At 59.4% G+C, this 18,065-nt stretch carries 15 protein-coding genes and 2 tRNA genes; 4 read left to right on the forward strand and 13 right to left on the reverse strand.

Going from position 1 to position 18,065, the window contains the following annotated elements:
- Window positions 1-35 precede the first annotated feature (35 nt).
- A complete protein-coding gene (locus H8B20_RS00600) occupies window positions 36-398 on the forward strand; it encodes a diacylglycerol kinase (protein WP_042557932.1) in 363 nt (120 codons plus the stop codon).
- Here H8B20_RS00600 and H8B20_RS00605 read toward each other — a convergent pair.
- A complete protein-coding gene (locus H8B20_RS00605; RefSeq protein WP_042557933.1) occupies window positions 395-1,321 on the reverse strand; it encodes a LysR family transcriptional regulator in 927 nt (308 codons plus the stop codon). The two genes, H8B20_RS00600 and H8B20_RS00605, sit on opposite strands and share 4 nt — an antisense overlap.
- A gap of 146 nt (window positions 1,322-1,467) precedes the next feature.
- On the opposite strand from H8B20_RS00605, the gene fpr reads away from it, so the two are divergent.
- A complete protein-coding gene (gene fpr, locus H8B20_RS00610) occupies window positions 1,468-2,247 on the forward strand; it encodes a ferredoxin-NADP reductase (protein WP_003443014.1) in 780 nt (259 codons plus the stop codon).
- Window positions 2,248-2,421: 174 nt separating this feature from the next.
- On the opposite strand, the gene tsaA is transcribed toward fpr, so the two are convergent.
- The 6 genes from tsaA to rimO form a co-directional block, all read right to left on the reverse strand.
- A complete protein-coding gene (tsaA, locus tag H8B20_RS00615) occupies window positions 2,422-3,120 on the reverse strand; it encodes a tRNA (N6-threonylcarbamoyladenosine(37)-N6)-methyltransferase TrmO (RefSeq protein ID WP_210622072.1) in 699 nt (232 codons plus the stop codon).
- Between the two features lie 183 nt (window positions 3,121-3,303).
- Window positions 3,304-4,074, reverse strand: coding sequence for an SDR family oxidoreductase (locus H8B20_RS00620; RefSeq protein WP_210622073.1), 771 nt, complete (start codon window positions 4,072-4,074; stop codon window positions 3,304-3,306).
- A 157-nt stretch (window positions 4,075-4,231) separates the two neighbouring features.
- Window positions 4,232-4,699 carry a YehS family protein gene (locus H8B20_RS00625; protein ID WP_210622074.1) on the reverse strand — a complete coding sequence of 156 codons (468 nt, stop codon included), beginning with the start codon at window positions 4,697-4,699 and terminating at the stop codon, window positions 4,232-4,234.
- 75 nt (window positions 4,700-4,774) lie between these two features.
- Entirely contained in the window at window positions 4,775-5,485 is a 711-nt protein-coding gene (locus tag H8B20_RS00630; RefSeq protein WP_042557937.1) for an rRNA pseudouridine synthase, read from the reverse strand.
- 188 nt (window positions 5,486-5,673) lie between these two features.
- The gene (locus H8B20_RS00635; protein WP_210622075.1) at window positions 5,674-6,147 is read right to left on the reverse strand and encodes a GNAT family N-acetyltransferase; all 474 of its coding nucleotides are present in this window, start codon (window positions 6,145-6,147) and stop codon (window positions 5,674-5,676) included.
- A 324-nt stretch (window positions 6,148-6,471) separates the two neighbouring features.
- Complete coding sequence (gene rimO, locus H8B20_RS00640) at window positions 6,472-7,809, reverse strand: 30S ribosomal protein S12 methylthiotransferase RimO (protein ID WP_042557939.1); 1,338 nt, start codon at window positions 7,807-7,809, stop codon at window positions 6,472-6,474.
- 349 nt (window positions 7,810-8,158) lie between these two features.
- On the opposite strand from rimO, the gene H8B20_RS00645 reads away from it, so the two are divergent.
- A complete protein-coding gene (locus H8B20_RS00645) occupies window positions 8,159-10,000 on the forward strand; it encodes a potassium transporter Kup (RefSeq protein WP_401234561.1) in 1,842 nt (613 codons plus the stop codon).
- 169 nt (window positions 10,001-10,169) lie between these two features.
- Here H8B20_RS00645 and H8B20_RS00650 read toward each other — a convergent pair whose 3' ends face one another.
- The 5 genes from H8B20_RS00650 to H8B20_RS00670 all read right to left on the reverse strand — a co-directional run bounded on the left by H8B20_RS00650 (window position 10,170) and on the right by H8B20_RS00670 (window position 15,653).
- Window positions 10,170-10,481, reverse strand: coding sequence for a DUF3077 domain-containing protein (locus tag H8B20_RS00650; protein ID WP_115146423.1), 312 nt, complete (start codon window positions 10,479-10,481; stop codon window positions 10,170-10,172).
- A gap of 585 nt (window positions 10,482-11,066) precedes the next feature.
- Window positions 11,067-12,362 (reverse strand): virulence factor family protein, encoded by a 1,296-nt coding sequence (locus H8B20_RS00655; RefSeq protein ID WP_210622077.1) that lies wholly within the window; start codon window positions 12,360-12,362, stop codon window positions 11,067-11,069.
- Window positions 12,362-15,001, reverse strand: coding sequence for a bifunctional lysylphosphatidylglycerol flippase/synthetase MprF (mprF, locus tag H8B20_RS00660; protein WP_210622078.1), 2,640 nt, complete (start codon window positions 14,999-15,001; stop codon window positions 12,362-12,364). The genes H8B20_RS00655 and mprF overlap by 1 nt, the downstream gene beginning before the upstream one ends.
- Before the next feature lie 278 nt (window positions 15,002-15,279).
- A tRNA-Met gene (locus H8B20_RS00665) sits at window positions 15,280-15,356 on the reverse strand.
- A gap of 220 nt (window positions 15,357-15,576) precedes the next feature.
- A tRNA-Met gene (locus H8B20_RS00670) sits at window positions 15,577-15,653 on the reverse strand.
- A 280-nt stretch (window positions 15,654-15,933) separates the two neighbouring features.
- Between H8B20_RS00670 and dinB the strand changes: the two genes are divergently transcribed.
- On the forward strand, window positions 15,934-16,995 hold the full coding sequence (dinB, locus tag H8B20_RS00675) for a DNA polymerase IV (RefSeq protein ID WP_047299997.1): 1,062 nt from the start codon (window positions 15,934-15,936) through the stop codon (window positions 16,993-16,995).
- Between the two features lie 110 nt (window positions 16,996-17,105).
- On the opposite strand, the gene H8B20_RS00680 is transcribed toward dinB, so the two are convergent.
- Window positions 17,106-18,059: a hypothetical protein gene (locus tag H8B20_RS00680; protein WP_210622079.1), complete on the reverse strand. Its 954-nt coding sequence runs from the start codon at window positions 18,057-18,059 to the stop codon at window positions 17,106-17,108.
- Between the last annotated feature and the right edge of the window lie 6 nt (window positions 18,060-18,065).

Here is an 18,065-nt window from a genome sequence, read left to right on the forward strand (position 1 = left end):
AGCTTTCCCACTCCTTTTTGGTTGGTTTCTACTTTATGTCACCTTTCAAGGGCCAGACCGGCCTGAAACGCATTCTCAACGCTTCCGGTTACTCGCTGGATGGTCTGCGCGCAGCCTTCACCGGCGAAGCGGCATTCCGCCAACTGGTGCTGCTCAATGTGGTGCTGGTGCCACTGACGTTTTTCCTGAATGTCAGCCGTGTTGAACAGGCGCTGTTGATCGCCGTGTGTTTGCTGGCGCTGATCGTCGAACTGCTGAACTCGGCAGTGGAAGCGGCCATCGACCGCATCTCGCTGGAGCTGCACCCACTGTCCAAGAACGCCAAGGACATGGGCAGCGCCGCGCAATTCGTGGCGTTGAGCATGATCGCGCTGGTGTGGGCAGTGATTCTGCTTTAAGCGATAGTCGGCAAGACGATCTCGTCGCTGCGCTGAACACCCGCGGTGAAAGCGCGGCACAGCTCGAGAAATTCGCGCATGGCCGAGGTCTGGTACTTCTGTTTGTGCCAGATGAAGTAGAACTGCCGCGCCAGATCCATATCTGGCGTTTCTACCGCCACCAGGCTGCCGCGCCGGAATGCATCACGCAGTGCCAGTCGCGAGATACAGCCAATCCCCAGCCCCGATTCCACCGCGCGTTTGATCGCTTCGGTGTGTTCCAGCTCAAGTCGGATATTCAGCGCGCTGCGATGGTGACGCATGGCCTGATCAAACGTCAGGCGCGTGCCGGAGCCTTGCTCGCGCAGAATCCATGCCTCGTGCGTCAACTCTTCCATGCTCGCGCTACCGCGTTTGGCCAGTGGATGCTGCGGCGCGCAGAACACCACCAGTTCATCCTCGACCCAGCTCTGCACTTCGATGTCCGGATGGCTGCAATCGCCTTCGATTAGACCCAGATCAATTTCATAGTGAGCGACCTGTTGCACGATGTTAGCCGTATTCTGCACGTGCAACTTCACCTGGCTTTCCGGATGGCGTTGCATGAAGCTGCCGATTAGCAGGGTCGCCAGGTAATTGCCGATGGTCAGCGTCGCACCGACTGCCAGTGAGCCGAAACCGGACTTGCCGTTGAGCAGGTCTTCGATCTCTTTGGCCTGATCAAGCAGGGCCACCGCTTGCGGCAACAGCTGTTTGCCGAGGGCGTTGAGGCTCAGCCGTTTGCCGGCGCGGTCGAACAGCTGGCAGCTGGACTGGCGCTCCAGTTCGGTGATCGAGGTGCTCGCCGCCGATTGTGAGAGGTTGAGCAGACCCGCAGCACGGGACACGCTTTCCTGTTGGGCGACGGCGACGAAGACTTGCAGTTGACGGAGAGTAAATCGCATATCGATATAACCGATAACCCTTATCTTAATAATCCAGTTAACAGATATTGTCGTCGCTATTAGAATGCGATGCAATTGCGCACCGTCGGCCTGCCATCATTGGCGTCAAGAGACGCGCAGACCCAATATCCAGGAGTCAAACGTACATGAGCAACATGAACCACGAGCGTGTCCTCAGTGTTCATCACTGGAACGATACCCTGTTCAGCTTCAAGTGCACCCGCGACCCGGGCCTGCGCTTCGAGAACGGGCAGTTCGTGATGATCGGCCTGCAACAACCAAATGGCCGCCCGCTTATGCGCGCTTACTCGATCGCCAGCCCGAACTGGGAAGAGCATCTGGAGTTCTTCAGCATCAAGGTGCCTGATGGCCCGCTGACTTCGCAGTTGCAGCACCTGAAGGAAGGCGACGAGATCATCATCAGCAAAAAGCCTACGGGCACGCTGGTACTGGATGACCTGAAACCCGGCAAACACCTTTACCTGCTCAGCACCGGCACTGGTCTGGCGCCGTTCATGAGCGTGATCCAGGATCCCGAAACCTACGAGCGTTTCGAAAAAGTGATCCTGTGCCACGGTGTTCGCTATGTGAATGAAGTCGCCTACCGCGAATTCATCACCGAGCACCTGCCACAGAACGAGTTCTTCGGCGAAGCGCTGCGCGACAAGCTGATCTACTACCCGACCGTGACCCGCGAACCGTTCGAGAATGAAGGTCGCCTGACCGATCTGATGCGCAGCGGCAAGCTGTTCAGCGACATCGGCCTGCCGCCGATCAACCCGCAGGACGACCGCGCCATGCTGTGCGGCAGCCCGAGCATGCTCGACGAGACCAGCGAAGTGTTGAACAGCTTCGGCCTGAAAGTCTCGCCGCGCATGCGCGAGCCGGGTGATTACCTGATCGAGCGTGCGTTCGTCGAGAAGTAAGACGCAATCCCTGTGGGAGCGAGCCTGCTCGCGAATGCGATCTGTCATTAACATTTATGTTGGCTGACACAACGCCTTCGCGAGCAGGCTCGCTCCCACAATAGGTGTTGTGGTGTGACAGCAAAAAGCCCGCGTTGCCTGAGAAGGCGGCGCGGGCTTTTTCGTTTTCGGGGGTTATGCGTTGGCGGGGATGACTTCGAGGACGAGAATCTGCTCAGGCACGGGGTAATGCCAGCGCACATCCAGATCCCAGAATTGTGCGCCGTATTCACGCTCCGGGGCTGGCGTCTGATACGCCGGGCGCGGATCCTGCGCCAAACACTGCTCGATCAACTCAACCAATGGCTCGGCCAGGCGCTGTGCGTGTGTGTGCGCTTGTTGCAGCGCTGTGTCCGTCCACTGCACGTCAATCAGTTGCGGCGCAGCGCTGGCGATACTGTTGGAGGGGTCGGTGATGATGTCGGCGTAAGGCACGTAAGGTTTGATGTCGAGAATCGGTGTGCCGTCGAGCAGATCGATACCTGAGATGAACAGGCGATTGGCTTCGACCTTGTCCAGTTTCACCACGGATTGGCCAATGCCATTCGGGCGGTGGGTGGCGCGAGTGGCGAACACGCCCATGGACTTGTTGCCGCCGAGCCGGGGAGGGCGCACTTTCAGACGCGGTTTTTCTTCCAGAGCCTGGTGGAACAGGAACAGCAGCCAGACGTGACTGACCTGTTCCAGACCCTGCACGGCGTCACCCTGATCGAACGGCGGCACCAGTTCCAGCACGCCACGGGCGGCGGGTGCCAATTGCGGTTGGCGCGGGATGGCGAACTTCTCCTTGAAGCAGGAGCGGACGAAGCCGATGGGGGAGACGCTGTAAGTCATGGTTTGAGGTCAGAAGCGGGATCAGGGCGGGCATGATAACCCTTCCAACCTCAAGTCTGGTGTTGGCAGGGCTGACGCCATCGCTGGCAAGCCAGCTCCCACGGGTTGTGTGGTGCACAAAATAACGGAAACGCTCGAGAACCTTGTGGGAGCTGGCTTGCCAGCGATAGCTTCACCGCCGATTCAGAGGCTGAACCCGCCATCCAGCGGAATGATATTCCCGGTCATATATGCCCCTGCTGTACTCGCCAGACTGATCGCCAGCGCCGCCATCTCTTCCTCTCGTCCCCAACGCTTCATCGGAATCAGCGCCGTGTCCTCGGCCAATGCCTGCTCATCGTTGCCAATATGCTGGGTCATCTTGCTCGGGAATCGGCCCGGTGCGATCACGTTGACGTTGATGTGCTGGCTCACCAGTTCGCGTGCCAGAATCCGTGACAACTGATGCAAGGCGGCCTTGCTCGGCCCATAGGCATAGGCCTGCTCGCCGAAGGAGGAAATCCCCGCCACCGATCCGATATTGATGATCCGCGCCGGATTTGCCGCTGAGCCAGCCTTGCGCAATAGCGGCAGAAACTGCTGAATGCAGCTGAACACCGACGTCACGTTGAGCTGCATGACTTTCTCCCAGCCCTTGACCGGGTAGCTCTCTAGCGGCGCGCCCCAGGTGGTGCCGGCGTTGTTCACCAGAATATCCAGATGAGTGATCTGCTCGGCCAATCGAGCGGCCAACTCCTGAACGCCTTCTTCAGTCGCCAGATTCGCTGCCACGCCGTGGCATATGCCCAACGCGCCGAGTTCTTCGGCCGTTTGATGACAGGCCTCGGCATCCCGGGCGCAGACGAAAACCCGGGCGCCGGCCTCGACGAAGGCCTTGGCGATCATTTTGCCGATACCACGAGTGCCGCCGGTCACCAGAGCGGTGCGGCCTTGCAGGGAAAAGTACGGGTGCATGGCGAGTCCTGAGTGTTAGGGATCAATACACCCTAGTCGTCAGACGCGAAAAGCGGAGCCACTATTTTTGCGAGGAATGGGGGGCCATGTGCCCAGCTTCGAGTTGCAAGCTGCAAGCTACAAATAAGAGCTTGCAGCTTGCGGCTCGTAGCTGGTTTTACGCTCTCACGCGCAGCGTGAGGCCCTTGAGGAAGTTGCGCAGCAGTTGATCGCCGCACGGACGGTAATTGGTGTGGCCAACCTTGCGGAACAGCGCGCTCAGCTCAGGCTTGGACACCGGGAACTCGGCAGCCTTGAGGATTGCGTGCATGTCGTCTTCTTTCAGTTCGAAGGCCACGCGCAGCTTTTTCAGAATGATGTTATTGGTCACCGGCACTTCGATCGGCTGCGGCGGACGGCTTTCGTCCTTGCCACGTTTGAAGATCACCAGGCCGTCGAGGAAGTGCGCGATGACTTCGTCCGGGCAGCGCACGAAGCCTTCTTCGTCTTCTTCTTTCTTGTCGAGGTATTTCACCAGGTCTTCGAGGGCGATTTCCATGCCGCCGGTCTTGGTGATTTCAACGACTTTCTTGTCGCTGATGTCGAGCATGTAGCGCACGCTGCGCAATACGTCGTTATGAATCATGTGAGCAATCCTGATCTTTCGCTGTGGGCATCGCGCGGGGCGCTGCCGAAAATGTGGGGCGGCAAAACAGAGTCGTCAGAACTTCTCTTTGCCGGACATGTAGCGCCATTGGCCGACTGGCACCTTGCCGATGGACACACCGCCAATGCGGATGCGGCGCACGCTGATAACCTTCAAGCCAACGGCCTGGCAGAGCTGGGCAATGATCCCCGGCTGCGGGTTTTTCATGGCGAAGCGCAGGCGGTTTTCGTTCTGCCAGCTGGCTTTGACTGCCGGCAACTCCTTGCCCTTGTGGGTGAGGCCGTGGGTCAAGCGGTTGAGGCCGTGAGCGACCATATCGCCCTCTACTTCAACCACGTATTCCTGCTCGATCTTGGCGGAGTCGGCGGTGAGCTTGCGCAGGATTTTCCAGTCCTGGGTGAATACCAGCAGACCGCTGGCATTGGCCTGCAGGTCGGCGCTGGTGCTCAGGCGCAGGAAGTGCCCGCGCAACGGGCGTTTGCCGTAGCGGTGCTCTTCGCTCAGGGTTTCGGCGCTGATCAGCTGCATTGCGCTGTCGGTATCGATGCCAGCCGGCACGTTGAGCAAAATAGTGACGGGCTCAGGCGCGGTGGCCTTGGCGTCTTTGTCGAGCTCGACCTTTTGGCCTTCGACCTTGAATTGCGGCTCGTCGATGACTTCGCCGTCCACGGTGACCCAGCCGCCCTCAATGAACAGCTCGGCCTCCCGGCGGGAGCAACCGACCAGTTCGATGAGGCGTTTGGAGAGGCGAATCGGGTCAGTCATGACAGGGCCGTAACAAAAAAGGGGTGTGCATTGTACCTGTGTGGCGCCGGTTAAGCCCGGTTCCATTTCGGTGCGTTCGCATTACTTGTGGGAGCTGGCTTGCCAGCGATGGCATCACCTCGATGTATTTGCCAGACCGCGGCGTCTGCATCGCTGGCAAGCCAGCTCCCACAAGGATCTATGTTGTGTCAGCCGTTACCCGAGCGTTGCTCGGTTTGGCGCAACCGCATGTGCAGCAGCGGATACGGCTGGCACATGCCATCGACTTCCGAGCGTCCGATCACTTCGAAACCCTGCTTGAAGTAAAACCCCAACGCTTGCGGGTTCTGTTCGTTGACGTCCAGTTCATCGGCGTTCAGGTGCTCCATGGCGTAACGCAATAATCGCTTGCCCAGGCCTTGGCCGCGATGCGCGGGGTCAATAAACAGCATCTCGATCTTGCCTGCCGCAACACCGGCAAACCCGGTGATGCGCTGGTGGCTGTCCTTGGTGCAGATCAGCATTACCGCGTCGAGGTAGCGGGTCAGCACCAGTTTGCGCAGCAGCTCGATATAGCTGTCGGGCAGAAAATCGTGGGTCGCGCGGACCGAGGCCTCCCAGACCTGGGTCAGTTCCTGATAATCGCTGAGTTTCGGCGTGTGGATGACCGAATGGTGGCGCATGCGCGTTTGCCTCTTGTCCGTTTCAAGGGAGTCCATCCCCCGGTAAACGATAGCCGTAAAAAAGCCCCGCATCTTCCAAAAAAGAGCGGGGCTTTGGGTCATTTTGTCGCGGTGTACGGCTTGGCGGATTCGTCGCTGGCTAAATCTACCCCCTCACCCCAGCCCTCTCCCCCAAGGGGGCGAGGGGGGAAGGGAGCCGATCTTCATGGTTTTCAGAGCTTGGGTTCGACTGGAAATCCAAATCGACGCCGCTCGGAAGAACAACCCGATCAGTCCCTTCTCCCTCCGGGAGAGGGTTAGGGTGAGGGGCTTTTGACGTTCAGATCAGATCTGCTCGGCCCACAAATCGTATTCGTCAGCATCCGTCACTTTGCACCAGACCTTGTCGCCCGGCTTGAGGTTGCTGCCGTTATCGATGAACACGTTGCCGTCGATTTCCGGGGCGTCGAAGAAGCAGCGGCCAACCGCGCCTTGCTCGTCGACTTCGTCCACCAGCACTTCGATTTCGCGGCCGATGCGCAGTTGCAGGCGCGCCGAGCTGATGGCTTGCTGGTGCGCCATGAAGCGGTCCCAGCGATCCTGCTTGACGTCGTCCGGCACGATGTCCAGATCGAGGTCATTGGCCGGTGCGCCTTCAACCGGCGAGTACTGGAAGCAGCCGACGCGGTCGAGCTGGGCTTCGGTCAGCCAGTTCAGCAGGTACTGGAAGTCTTCTTCGGTTTCGCCCGGGAAGCCGACGATGAAGGTCGAACGGATGATCAGGTCCGGGCAGATTTCACGCCAGTTCTTGATCCGCGCCAGGGTCTTGTCTTCAAACGCCGGGCGTTTCATCGACTTCAACACTTTCGGGCTGGCGTGCTGGAACGGGATGTCCAGGTACGGCAGGATCTTGCCGGCGGCCATCAACGGGATCAACTCGTCGACGTGCGGGTACGGGTAAACGTAGTGCAGACGCACCCAGACGCCCAGCGTGCTCAGCGCTTCGCAGAGTTCGGTCATGCGGGTTTTCACCGGCGCGCCGTTCCAGAAACCGGTGCGGTATTTCACATCAACGCCGTAGGCGCTCGTGTCTTGCGAGATCACCAGCAGCTCTTTGACGCCGGATTTGACCAGTCGCTGGGCCTCGTCGAGCACATCACCCACGGGACGGCTGACCAGTTTGCCGCGCATCGAGGGGATGATGCAGAAGCTGCAGCTGTGGTTGCAGCCTTCGGAAATCTTCAGGTAGGCGTAGTGGCGCGGAGTCAGCTTGATGCCTTGCGGCGGCACCAGATCGATCAGCGGGTTGTGGTCTTTGCGCGGCGGCACGACGTCGTGCACAGCGTTGACTACCTGCTCGTACTGCTGCGGACCGGTCACGGCCAGCACGCTCGGGTGCACGTTGCGGATGTTGCCTTCTTCTACGCCCATGCAGCCGGTGACGATGACCTTGCCGTTTTCCTTGATCGCTTCGCCGATCACTTCCAGAGATTCAGCCTTGGCCGAGTCGATAAAGCCACAGGTGTTGACCACCACGACGTCGGCGTCCTGATAAGTGGACACCACGTCATAGCCTTCCATGCGCAGCTGGGTCAGGATCCGTTCGGAGTCGACCAGAGCTTTCGGGCAACCCAGGGATACGAAGCCAACCTTTGGATTGGCTGGCGCAGGAGTGGTGGACATGTCTAACCTCGGTATTTTGTGACATCGATTGCCTGACGCGGGAATCGACGGATGGGCGCTTAGGGCGCGCCTCTGATCAAAAAGTGCGCAATTCTATCGACGAGCAGCTCTCTTGACCAGCTTTATGCAGGGAAATACGACGAGTGCTGCGCTATGCTTCGCGCCGTAGCGTTTTACTGAATTTTTACAGTCAAGAAAACGTCTGTTACAAGGCGTAAAAACGCGCATGCTGCACCACAAAGCATAGTGCTTCATTCGAAGAAGCCGGTCTGGAATCAGGAGTTGTTGGATGGGTCAGGCAAGTAGTCACGCGGCAGGCGCCGAGGGTTCGGCCTCTAAACCGCTGAGCATGCTGGTCGCGGCGGTCGGGGTGGTTTATGGCGACATCGGCACGAGCCCGTTGTACACCCTCAAAGAAGTGTTTTCCGGCGGTTACGGTGTGCCGGTCAATCACGATGGCGTGCTAGGCATTCTGTCGTTGATCTTCTGGTCGCTGATCTGGGTCGTGTCGATCAAATACATGATGTTCGTGCTGCGCGCCGATAACCAGGGCGAGGGCGGGATCATGGCACTCACCGCGCTGGCGCGACGAGCAGCGGGGGAACGCAAGAAGCTGCGGTCGTTGCTGGTGGTCTGCGGACTGATCGGTGCGGCGCTGTTTTACGGCGACAGCATGATCACCCCGGCGATTTCCGTTCTGTCGGCGATTGAGGGGTTGGGCCTGGCGTTCGATGGCATTGATCACTGGGTGGTGCCGCTGTCACTGGTCGTCCTGGTCGCGTTGTTTCTGATTCAGAAGCACGGTACGGCACGCATCGGCATCCTCTTCGGGCCGATCATGGTCACTTGGTTCCTCGTGCTCGGCGCCCTCGGTGTCTACGGCATCAGCCACTCGCCTGAAGTGCTGCACGCGATGAACCCGATGTGGGCGGTGAATTTCTTCGTCGTCCATCCCGGTATGGGCGTGGCTATTCTCGGCGCTGTGGTGCTGGCGCTGACCGGTGCCGAAGCGTTGTATGCCGACATGGGACACTTCGGCCGCAAGCCGATTGCCCGTGCGTGGTTCCTGCTGGTGCTGCCAGCGCTGATGCTCAACTACTTCGGTCAGGGCGCCTTGCTGCTGGAAAATCCGGAAGCGGCGCGTAACCCGTTCTATCTGCTGGCGCCGAGCTGGGCGTTGATTCCGCTGGTCGGGCTGGCGACGATGGCCACGGTGATCGCCTCGCAAGCGGTGATTTCCGGCGCGTTCTCCCTGACCCGTCAGGCGATCCAGCTCGGTTACATTCCGCGCATGTACATTCAGCACACCTCCAGTGACGAGCAGGGCCAGATCTACATCGGTGCGGTGAACTGGGCGTTGATGGTTGGCGTGGTGCTGCTGGTGCTGGGCTTCGAGTCGTCCGGCGCGCTGGCCTCGGCCTATGGCGTGGCGGTGACGGGCACCATGTTGATGACCACAATTCTGGTGTCGGCAGTCATGCTGCTGCTGTGGAAATGGCCACCGATCCTCGCGGTGCCGGTGTTGCTCGGCTTCCTGCTGGTGGACGGTCTGTACTTCGCCGCCAACGTGCCGAAGATCGTGCAGGGCGGTGCGTTCCCGGTGATCGCCGGTATCGCGCTGTTCGTGCTGATGACCACCTGGAAGCGCGGCAAGCAACTGCTGGTCGAGCGTCTCGACGAAGGCGCGCTGCCGCTGCCGATCTTCATCAGCAGCATCCGCGTGCAACCGCCGCATCGCGTGCAGGGCACCGCGGTGTTCCTCACTGCGCGTTCCGACGCCGTGCCACATGCGTTGTTGCACAACCTGTTGCATAACCAGGTATTGCACGAGCAAGTGGTGCTGCTGACGGTGGTTTATGAAGACATCCCGCGCGTACCACCATCCCGGCGTTTCGAGGTGGATGCCTACGGCGACGGCTTCTTCCGGGTGATCCTGCACTTCGGCTTCACCGACGAGCCGGACGTGCCGCAGGCGCTGAAGCTGTGCCATCTGGATGATCTGGACTTCAGCCCGATGCGCACGACGTACTTCCTCAGCCGCGAAACGGTGATTGCCTCGAAACTCGAAGGCATGGCGCGTTGGCGCGAGGCGTTGTTCGCGTTCATGTTGAAGAATGCCAACGGCAACCTGAGGTTCTTCAATCTGCCGCTGAACCGGGTGATTGAGTTGGGGACGCAGGTGGAGATGTAATCCCGTCCCATTGAAAAGCCCCCGTCAGCCTAGTGGCTGGCGGGGGCTTTTTTGTTTCTGGCTTAATCCACAAATCCAGATCAAAAGATCGCAGCCTTCGGCAGCTCCTACAGGTTTCGCATTCCATGTAGGAGCTGCCGGAGGCTGCGATCTTTTGATCTTCAAACCTCTACAAGCTTTCAGGCTTCTCTGCTTCGGACTCGGTCTTCGTGCGCGCAGGTCGTGGCAGCAGCGCTTGTATCACATCGTCGATCAGGGCCTTGCCCATCACCGTCAGATAGTGCGCGGCCCAGGCATGGCGGTCGGTGTCTTTGGCGTAGGCAGCGTCTTCTGCGAAGGATTTGGCGAGGTACAGCAGGTCGGAGGATTGGGACAAGGCATCGATGATCGGGATGCCGGAACGAACGTTGAAAAAGGCTTCATTTGCGTTGTAGAGGAAGGGGGTGAAGCCGATGGTTTTCAGATCAGATTGATTGCTCATGTTCAATTCCCTTGATTTCGAGAGCTGCCGCATCCGATACCAAGCGAATGGGTGGCAGCTGTGCGCAGGTTGGTAAACCGGGGAATCAAGGAAACCGGCACGCCCGAAAGCGTCCCACACACAGCTGCCATAACACTGGACAACAGACGGAAATACGCCTGAATCGTGTTAGGTGCGCTGTTGCGCCTTATTCCACCGGGTTACCAAGCCCGATCGCTGAATGGGTCAGCGACGTGCGGAGAGTATCCCGTCAAAAAACAGCGCAACAGGGCGGCAAGGCGCCGCAACACGCGGTTCGGAGTTTGCCTACAAGGTCTGTGGGCGTCATCCGATATTGCGAGACTGGAAGTAAACGAAACTAAACGTCTGGCAGATATGCCTGGAGGAATTGATATCCGAATCCAGCGCAATGCCCCGTGGGAGCGAGCCTGCTCGCGAATACGTACTGTCAGTCAACGAATCTGTTTACTGACCCACCGAATTCGCGAGCAGGCTCGCTCCCACAGGAAATTTTGGCGGCTGCCGGAATGTAAAAAGCCCCCGCAACTGCAAAGTGGCGGGGGCTTTTTGTTGGAGCGTTTCAGATCACTCTTCAGCCACCTGACTCGCCGCCTGACGCTTCTGGATCAAGTCCACCAGACGCTTTGCCAGCGCAGGATAGTTCTCATCGAAGTGATGACCACCCGGCAGTTTCACCGCTTCACCCACCGCAGTCTTGTCAGTGCAGCCGCTTTCATCGGCCTCTTCTTCACCATAAATGCACACGACCTTGGCCGGTGGCAGTTTGGCCATTTCCGGGCCGGTGGCGGCTTCTTTGCCGGCGTTGCCGAGCCAGCCTTCGACTTCGATTTCGAAACTGCCGGTGCGGGCGAAGGCCAGCAGGATGATTGCGTCGACGCGCTGCTGCTCGGTGTCCGGCAGGCGGTTGTAGATCGCCGGCAGGACGTCGGCGCCGAACGAATAACCGGTGAGGATGAAGCGCTTGGTGCCCCATTTCTGCCGGTAGTGTTGCATCAGTTCGGTCAGGTCCAGGGCGCTTTGTTCCGGGCTCTTGTGCTGCCAGTAGTAGCGCAGGGTGTCGATGCCGACGACCGGGTAGCCGATCTTGGCCATTTCACCGGCCACGTCGCGGTCCAGGTCACGCCAGCCGCCGTCGCCGGAGAGGAACAGGGTTACAGTGTCCTTGGCCTGACCGGCCGGCACTTCAACCACCGGGATCGCCAGACCACCATTGGCCTTGTCGCCACCGACGAGGATCTTGCGCAGTTCGTTGTTCAGCACTTGCGGCAGGTTGATGTCGTAGTCGCTGATGCTGGTTTCGGCGTTCGGTTGATCGCGCACAAAATCCGCGCTTGCGTCGTCCGGGTTGTCGTTCCACGCCACCAGCCAGTGGCCGTGGGCGGCGGCTTTCGGCAGCAGGTGAGTGCAACCGGGTTTTTCTAGCGCGAGGTCGACGGAGATGGCCTGAGCCTTGTCGTCCTTCTGCTCGGACAACCAGCGCCAGGCCAGCACGGCGCCCGGGCCGATGCCGCTCACGAGTGTGGCCGGGCCGTTCAGTTCACGCAGACCGGTTTGCAGGGCGCGGCTTTGCAGCAGGCAGTCCTTTGGCAGAATCACCTGAACGATCTGCGCCGAGGCGCTGCGGCTCAGGGTGCTCAGCTGTTTGTCGCTGAGTTTCTGTTCTTCGGTGACGGCCACCAGCACCTGCGCCTTGGGCTTGGTGCCAGGGATGACGCGGGTCATGGCGGTGCCATCGGCCGGTTTGAGCTGTTCGAGGGTCGGTTCCGGTGCCGGGCGTTTGAGGTACCAGAAACCGCCGCCGGCAATCACGGCCAGCACGATCAGTGCGGCCAGGATGTACTTCAGGGAGCGTTGAATCATCAGCGTTTCACCAATCCAGTCAAGCCGCCCGCGATCAGGGCAGCAGTGTCGGCCAGCGCCACCAACGGATCGAGTCCGGCGGGCACGGCCATATAACGGGGTTCCCAGTCAGGCTGGAATTTGTCTTTGAAGCGGCGCAAACCTTGGAAGTTGTACAGCTGCTCACCACGGCGGAAAACCATCGAGCCCAGCCGCTGGGTCAGCGGTGCACCACGCCGGGGTTGCAACCCCGACAACGGCACCATGCCCAGGCTGAAGCGCGCGTATCCGTGACTCTTATAGTGTTGAATCAGGCCGACCATCATGAATTCCATGGTCAGTTTTGGCGCGTCCGGGTGTGCGCGCATCAGGTCGAGACTGGCCAGGTCATGGCTGTAGGTCTCGAGCAGATTGGCAAACGCCACCGGGCGGCCTTCGAAGCGAATCACCGCGATGCGGAAATGCTTCAGGTAATCGTCGCTGAAACGGCCGAGGGAGAAGCCTTTCTCGCGCACGTTCTTTCCGGTCAGCCAGGCATCGGAAATCACCTTGAGCTCATCCATCGGCGCCTGACCCGGTTCATGGATCTCCAGCGACAGGCCGTCGCGGGTGCCCCGGTTCCAGGTGTAACGCAGATCCTTCATCTCCTTGCCCTTGGCTTCGAGGTCAAAGCGGGTGAGGTCGACCCGCGCTTCTTCGCCAAGCTTGATCGCAGTCAGGCCGATGTCCATGTAGTACGGCAGGTTTTCCGCGCGCACTTGATAGAACACAGGGCGGGCGTGGTGGATGTCGCACAGGTCGCGGAACTGCCAGATCATCTCGGCCCTTTGCTGGCCGGGGCCGATCGGGTCGTACAGGGCTACCAGACTGCGGCCACGGCGGGCGTACATCAGGAACGCTTCGTCGTTCTGGTGAAACAGCAACGCCTTGTCACCGGTCAGCGCGAGGCCGCCATCGGGTTGCGACGAGGCCATCAGAATCTTTGAGGCGCGATCCAGTTCGTCCGGCGTTGGCAGGTGAATGACCGGGCGCGCGGTGCGCAGCAACCAGGTCAGGGCAATCACCAGCAACAGTACTGCGGCGCCGAGCAGCGAACGCAGCCCGCGTGGGGCGTCAGCGTCGAGGGTGAACTGCCACCAGAGTTGATGGCTGTACGGCACGTCTTGATAGGCGAACAGCAACAACCAGGCTGAAGCACCCAGCACACACAGGCTGGCTACCAGATACAGCGGCGAGAACGGCAGTTCGGTCAAGCGGCTCGGGCGATAGAACGAGCGGCGGAACACCCCAAGAAGACTTGCCGTCAGGGTCATCAACAAGGCTTCTTCCCAGTCGAAACCCTTGAGCAGCGAGAGCAGGGCGCCGACCAGCAACAGAATGGTGGTCAGCATCCACGCCGCCGACAACCGGCGTCGCAAGCCTTGGGCCAGCAACAGACACAGCACGCCAATCAGACTGGCGCCGAAGTGCGAAGCGTCGACCAGTCGATGCGGGATCAGAAAACCGATGTGCTCCAGGCGCGTATCGATCTCTGGAGTGGCGCCGGAGAACAGCAGCACTACGCCGGACAGAAATACCAGCACCGCCAGAATCGGCGCGGCCAGACCGGATGCTGCGCGCATGGTCTGGGTCTGAAACAGGCGCTGGCCTTCGTTGATCAGCAGCAGCACGCAAGCTACCAGCAGCGGCGCCACTACGTAGATCAGGCGATACAGCAGCAACGCAGCGGCGAGTGGAGCGGCACCGAGTTGGTTGGCGAAGGCGGCCAGCAGAATCGCCTCGAATACCCCGACGCCGCCCGGCACATGGCTGAGCACACCAGCGGCCAGGGCCAACAGATACACCAGCAGAAACGCGCCAAACGGTGGGGCTTCCGGCAGTAACAGATAAAGCACGGTGGCGGCAGCGGCCACGTCGAGGGCGGTGATGACGAGTTGCATGAACGTCAGGCGTCGACCCGGCAGGCGCAAGGTGCGGCGGCCGGCCTTGACCAGCAGGTTGTGCGCCAATGGCTGTTCCGGCAAACGCCGACGATAGATGCCGATCGCCAGAATCGCGCCCAGCAGGAGTACGGCGCCAGCAACAGTGCCGAGCAAACCTTTAGACAACCCCAGGGCCTGGGATGCGCCGGGCAGATCGCTGAGGGTCGCGAGTGCAGCCAGCGGTGGCAAGGCGCAGCCCAGTGACAGGCTGGCGAACAAGGTCATGCGCGCGACTTCCGATGCGCTCACGCCAAGCCGTGCATATAAACGGTAGCGCACCGAGCCGCCGGACAGCAGCGACAGACCGATCGCGTTGCCTATCGCAAACGCGGTGAAGCCGCCGAGGGCCAGCGTGCGCGGTGGCAATGTCACGCCAGCGTAGCGGGCAGCCGACCATTCATAGCCCAGTAGAATAATGAAGCCGACCACGGTCGCGCCGAACGCGCCGAGCAGGGCGGGTTTCGGTACCTCGAGAATCGAGTCGTGCAAGGCATCGAGATCGAGTTCGGCGAGCAAATGGCGACAGGCAATCAGTGCGATGGCAAACAGCAGCAGAGTGACCGCCAGACCGATGGGTTGACGGTATTTGCTTAACCGATCCAGCAAGCGCAAACGCTCGGGTTTGATCGGATGTTCCGCTGTGACATTGCCTTGTGGATCAGACGAGTTGGCGCGCATCAATCACCTCTTGGATTGTGCGCGACAGGATGGAGGTATCCAGCCAAGTTACCAATCCCTGTAGAAAAAAATAATCACAAAATATTACGCCTCTCGCCGAGGCTCGGCGAGGGCAGTCATGGATTGCAGGCGTCTGCGCCGCGACTCAAGCATAGTCGCAACTCGGCGTTTCTGATGATCCTGGACGGTTCACTGCACGATGACAGCTCATTGTTGCGAAAGGACTTTTTCAGCAGATACAAAAAAGGCCACTCTTTCGAGTAGCCTTTTTTGATGTTTGGTTGCGGGAGCCGGATTTGAACCGACGACCTTCGGGTTATGAGCCCGACGAGCTACCAGACTGCTCCATCCCGCGTCTGTGTGGCGGCATTCTACAGGCGAACGGCGGGGTGTCAACCGCTAATCCCGTAAAGGGTCAAATAAGTGCGAAATAGCGTCAAACGGTCGCACGTGACGGGTAACCCTAAGAAATGCAACGAATTCCCGTTTGGAGGAGGGCACTCCCTGCAGTCTTCCTTTTACAAAACAAGCGCGCACAAAAAAGGCCACTCTTTCGAGTAGCCTTTTTTGATGTTTGGTTGCGGGAGCCGGATTTGAACCGACGACCTTCGGGTTATGAGCCCGACGAGCTACCAGACTGCTCCATCCCGCGTCTGTGTGTCGGCATTCTACAGAGGATCGCCGGGGTGTCAACCTTCAATCTGGATAAAATTCGTTGAGGTTCAATCGGTTAGCGCTTTTCTTGATGTTTGAAACAGGCCGCAGGGCAGGTGGGGCAAGGCTTTCAGCTCTATTGGCAGTCGTTCTTCGATTGAGAAAATAAATTCACCGAAGCTTTCCTACCGTAGGAAAAGAACATTCTGACCACTGGTGCTATATACAGTTGCGAGTGAGATACTGCCGATCCGGTTCGCCACGTTTCCTTTTCTGACATGACTCAGCGAAAAATCATCCACGTCGACTGTGACTGTTTTTACGCCGCCATCGAGATGCGCGATGACCCGCGTCTGGCCGGCAAGCCTTTGGCGGTGGGCGGGTCGGCGGATCGGCGCGGGGTGATTGCCACCTGTAATTACGAGGCGCGGGCGTATGGCGTGCGCTCGGCCATGTCCTCCGGCCACGCTCTAAAGCTGTGTCCCGACCTGACCATCGTCAAGCCGCGCATGGATGCTTACCGTGAAGCGTCTAAGGAAATTCACACGATTTTTGCTGATTACACTGACTTGATCGAGCCTTTGTCGCTGGATGAAGCCTACCTCGACGTGTCGGACAGCGCGCATTTCGGCGGCAGTGCCACGCGAATTGCCCAGGACATCCGCCGCCGCGTTTCCAATCAGTTGCATATCACTGTCTCCGCAGGCGTGGCGCCGAACAAGTTTCTGGCGAAGATTGCCAGCGACTGGAAGAAGCCCAACGGTTTGTTCGTGATCACCCCGGATCAGGTCGAAGACTTTGTCAGCGGCCTGCCGGTCAGCAAGCTGCACGGTGTGGGCAAAGTCACCGCTGACAAACTGGGCCGACTCGGCATCGTCGACTGTCAGCACCTGCGCGAGTGGGACAAGCTGGCGCTGGTGCGCGAATTCGGCAGTTTCGGTGAGCGAATGTGGAGTCTTGCTCGTGGGATCGATGACAGGCTGGTGCATAACGACAGTCGCCGTCAGTCGATCAGCGTGGAAAATACCTACGACGTTGATCTACCGGATTTGCGCAGTTGCCTGGACAAGTTGCCCGAGCTGCTCGAAACCTTGAAAACACGTATGGCGCGAATCGACAGCAGTTATCGGCCGGGCAAACCGTTCGTCAAAGTGAAGTTTCACGACTTCACCCAGACCACATTGGAGCAGGCCGGGGCAGGGCGGGATCTGGGCAGTTATCAGTTAATGCTGACGCAGGCATTCAATCGCGGGGGTAAACCGGTGCGGTTGCTTGGGGTCGGGGTGAGGCTGGAGGACTTGCGGGGTGGGTTTGAGCAGATGGAATTGTTTGAGCGGTAGCCGTGGTGGTGTTACTGATATCGCTTTCGCGAGCAGGCTCGCTCCCACATTGGTTCTGTGTCGTGCACAAATTCAATGTGGGAGCGAGCCTGCTCGCGAAGCTACTGCTGTTAATTCGGTCCTGGATCCGCGACCAATCGCCCGGCATCCTTGGTCAGCGACTTGAGAAACTCAGACTGCAACTCAGGATCGTTACGCGTCAACTCGATCAAGCTCTGTTCCAGTTCGCTGGCTTCTTCTTCCAGCCCCAGTTCCGAGAGACGTTTGACCCGGTGGACCCACTCGCTGACTTCGTCATCTTCCAGATCGTCGTAGATCAGCCCGTGCGCTTCCAGCAATTTTCCGCGCAAGTGGCTGCTGATCATCAGGGATGAGTCAGAGTGCACGTCATCCTTGGCATCCTCGACGCTGATCTGCAATTTGCCGACATGGTTGAGATCATTCTCGGCAAACGGACTGTCGAGCAGGTTCAGACGCAAAACGCCGTTACGGTCGGTGGTCATATCGAAGGTCTGCTTGCCAGCCTTGACCTGCACTGGACGCTCGCTCCACGGCAGGCTCGAATACTCCGTGCGCTTGTCGCGCTGGATTTCATCGATGCCAGCGAGGTTCTGTTGCGCACGACCGTTGGATTGCACGTTCATGAACGGGTTGAGCCCGGCAAAACCGTAGCTGAGCCAGTCCCGGGTCACGCTGTCCGGCAGATTGCCGAGCGCGAAGACGTTGACCACGTTCGCGCCGACGCCACCGACCACCGCCACCGCGCCCAGCGGAATCTCGTAGACTTCGCGCCAGGGTTGGTAAGGCGTGTAACGATCGTAACGGCGGGTGACTTCGAACTCGGTGACTTCGAAAGTCTTCTGCTCGTTGATCTTTACGCGTCGCTGCGGCAGCTCAAGCACCTTGGGCTCACCGACATCAATCTGCAGGCGGTGATCGAGCAGTTTTCGCTCGACCCGCTCTTCGTGCTCGCTGCGTTGTGACATGTGATTGGCACAGCCGCTGACCAGCAGGGCACCGCACAGGGCGGTGCCTCCGAGGCCCAAGGTGTTTCGCTTGAACATGACGTC

Source organism: Pseudomonas sp. P42, from assembly GCF_017973755.1.
Lineage (GTDB): Bacteria > Pseudomonadota > Gammaproteobacteria > Pseudomonadales > Pseudomonadaceae > Aquipseudomonas > Aquipseudomonas iridis.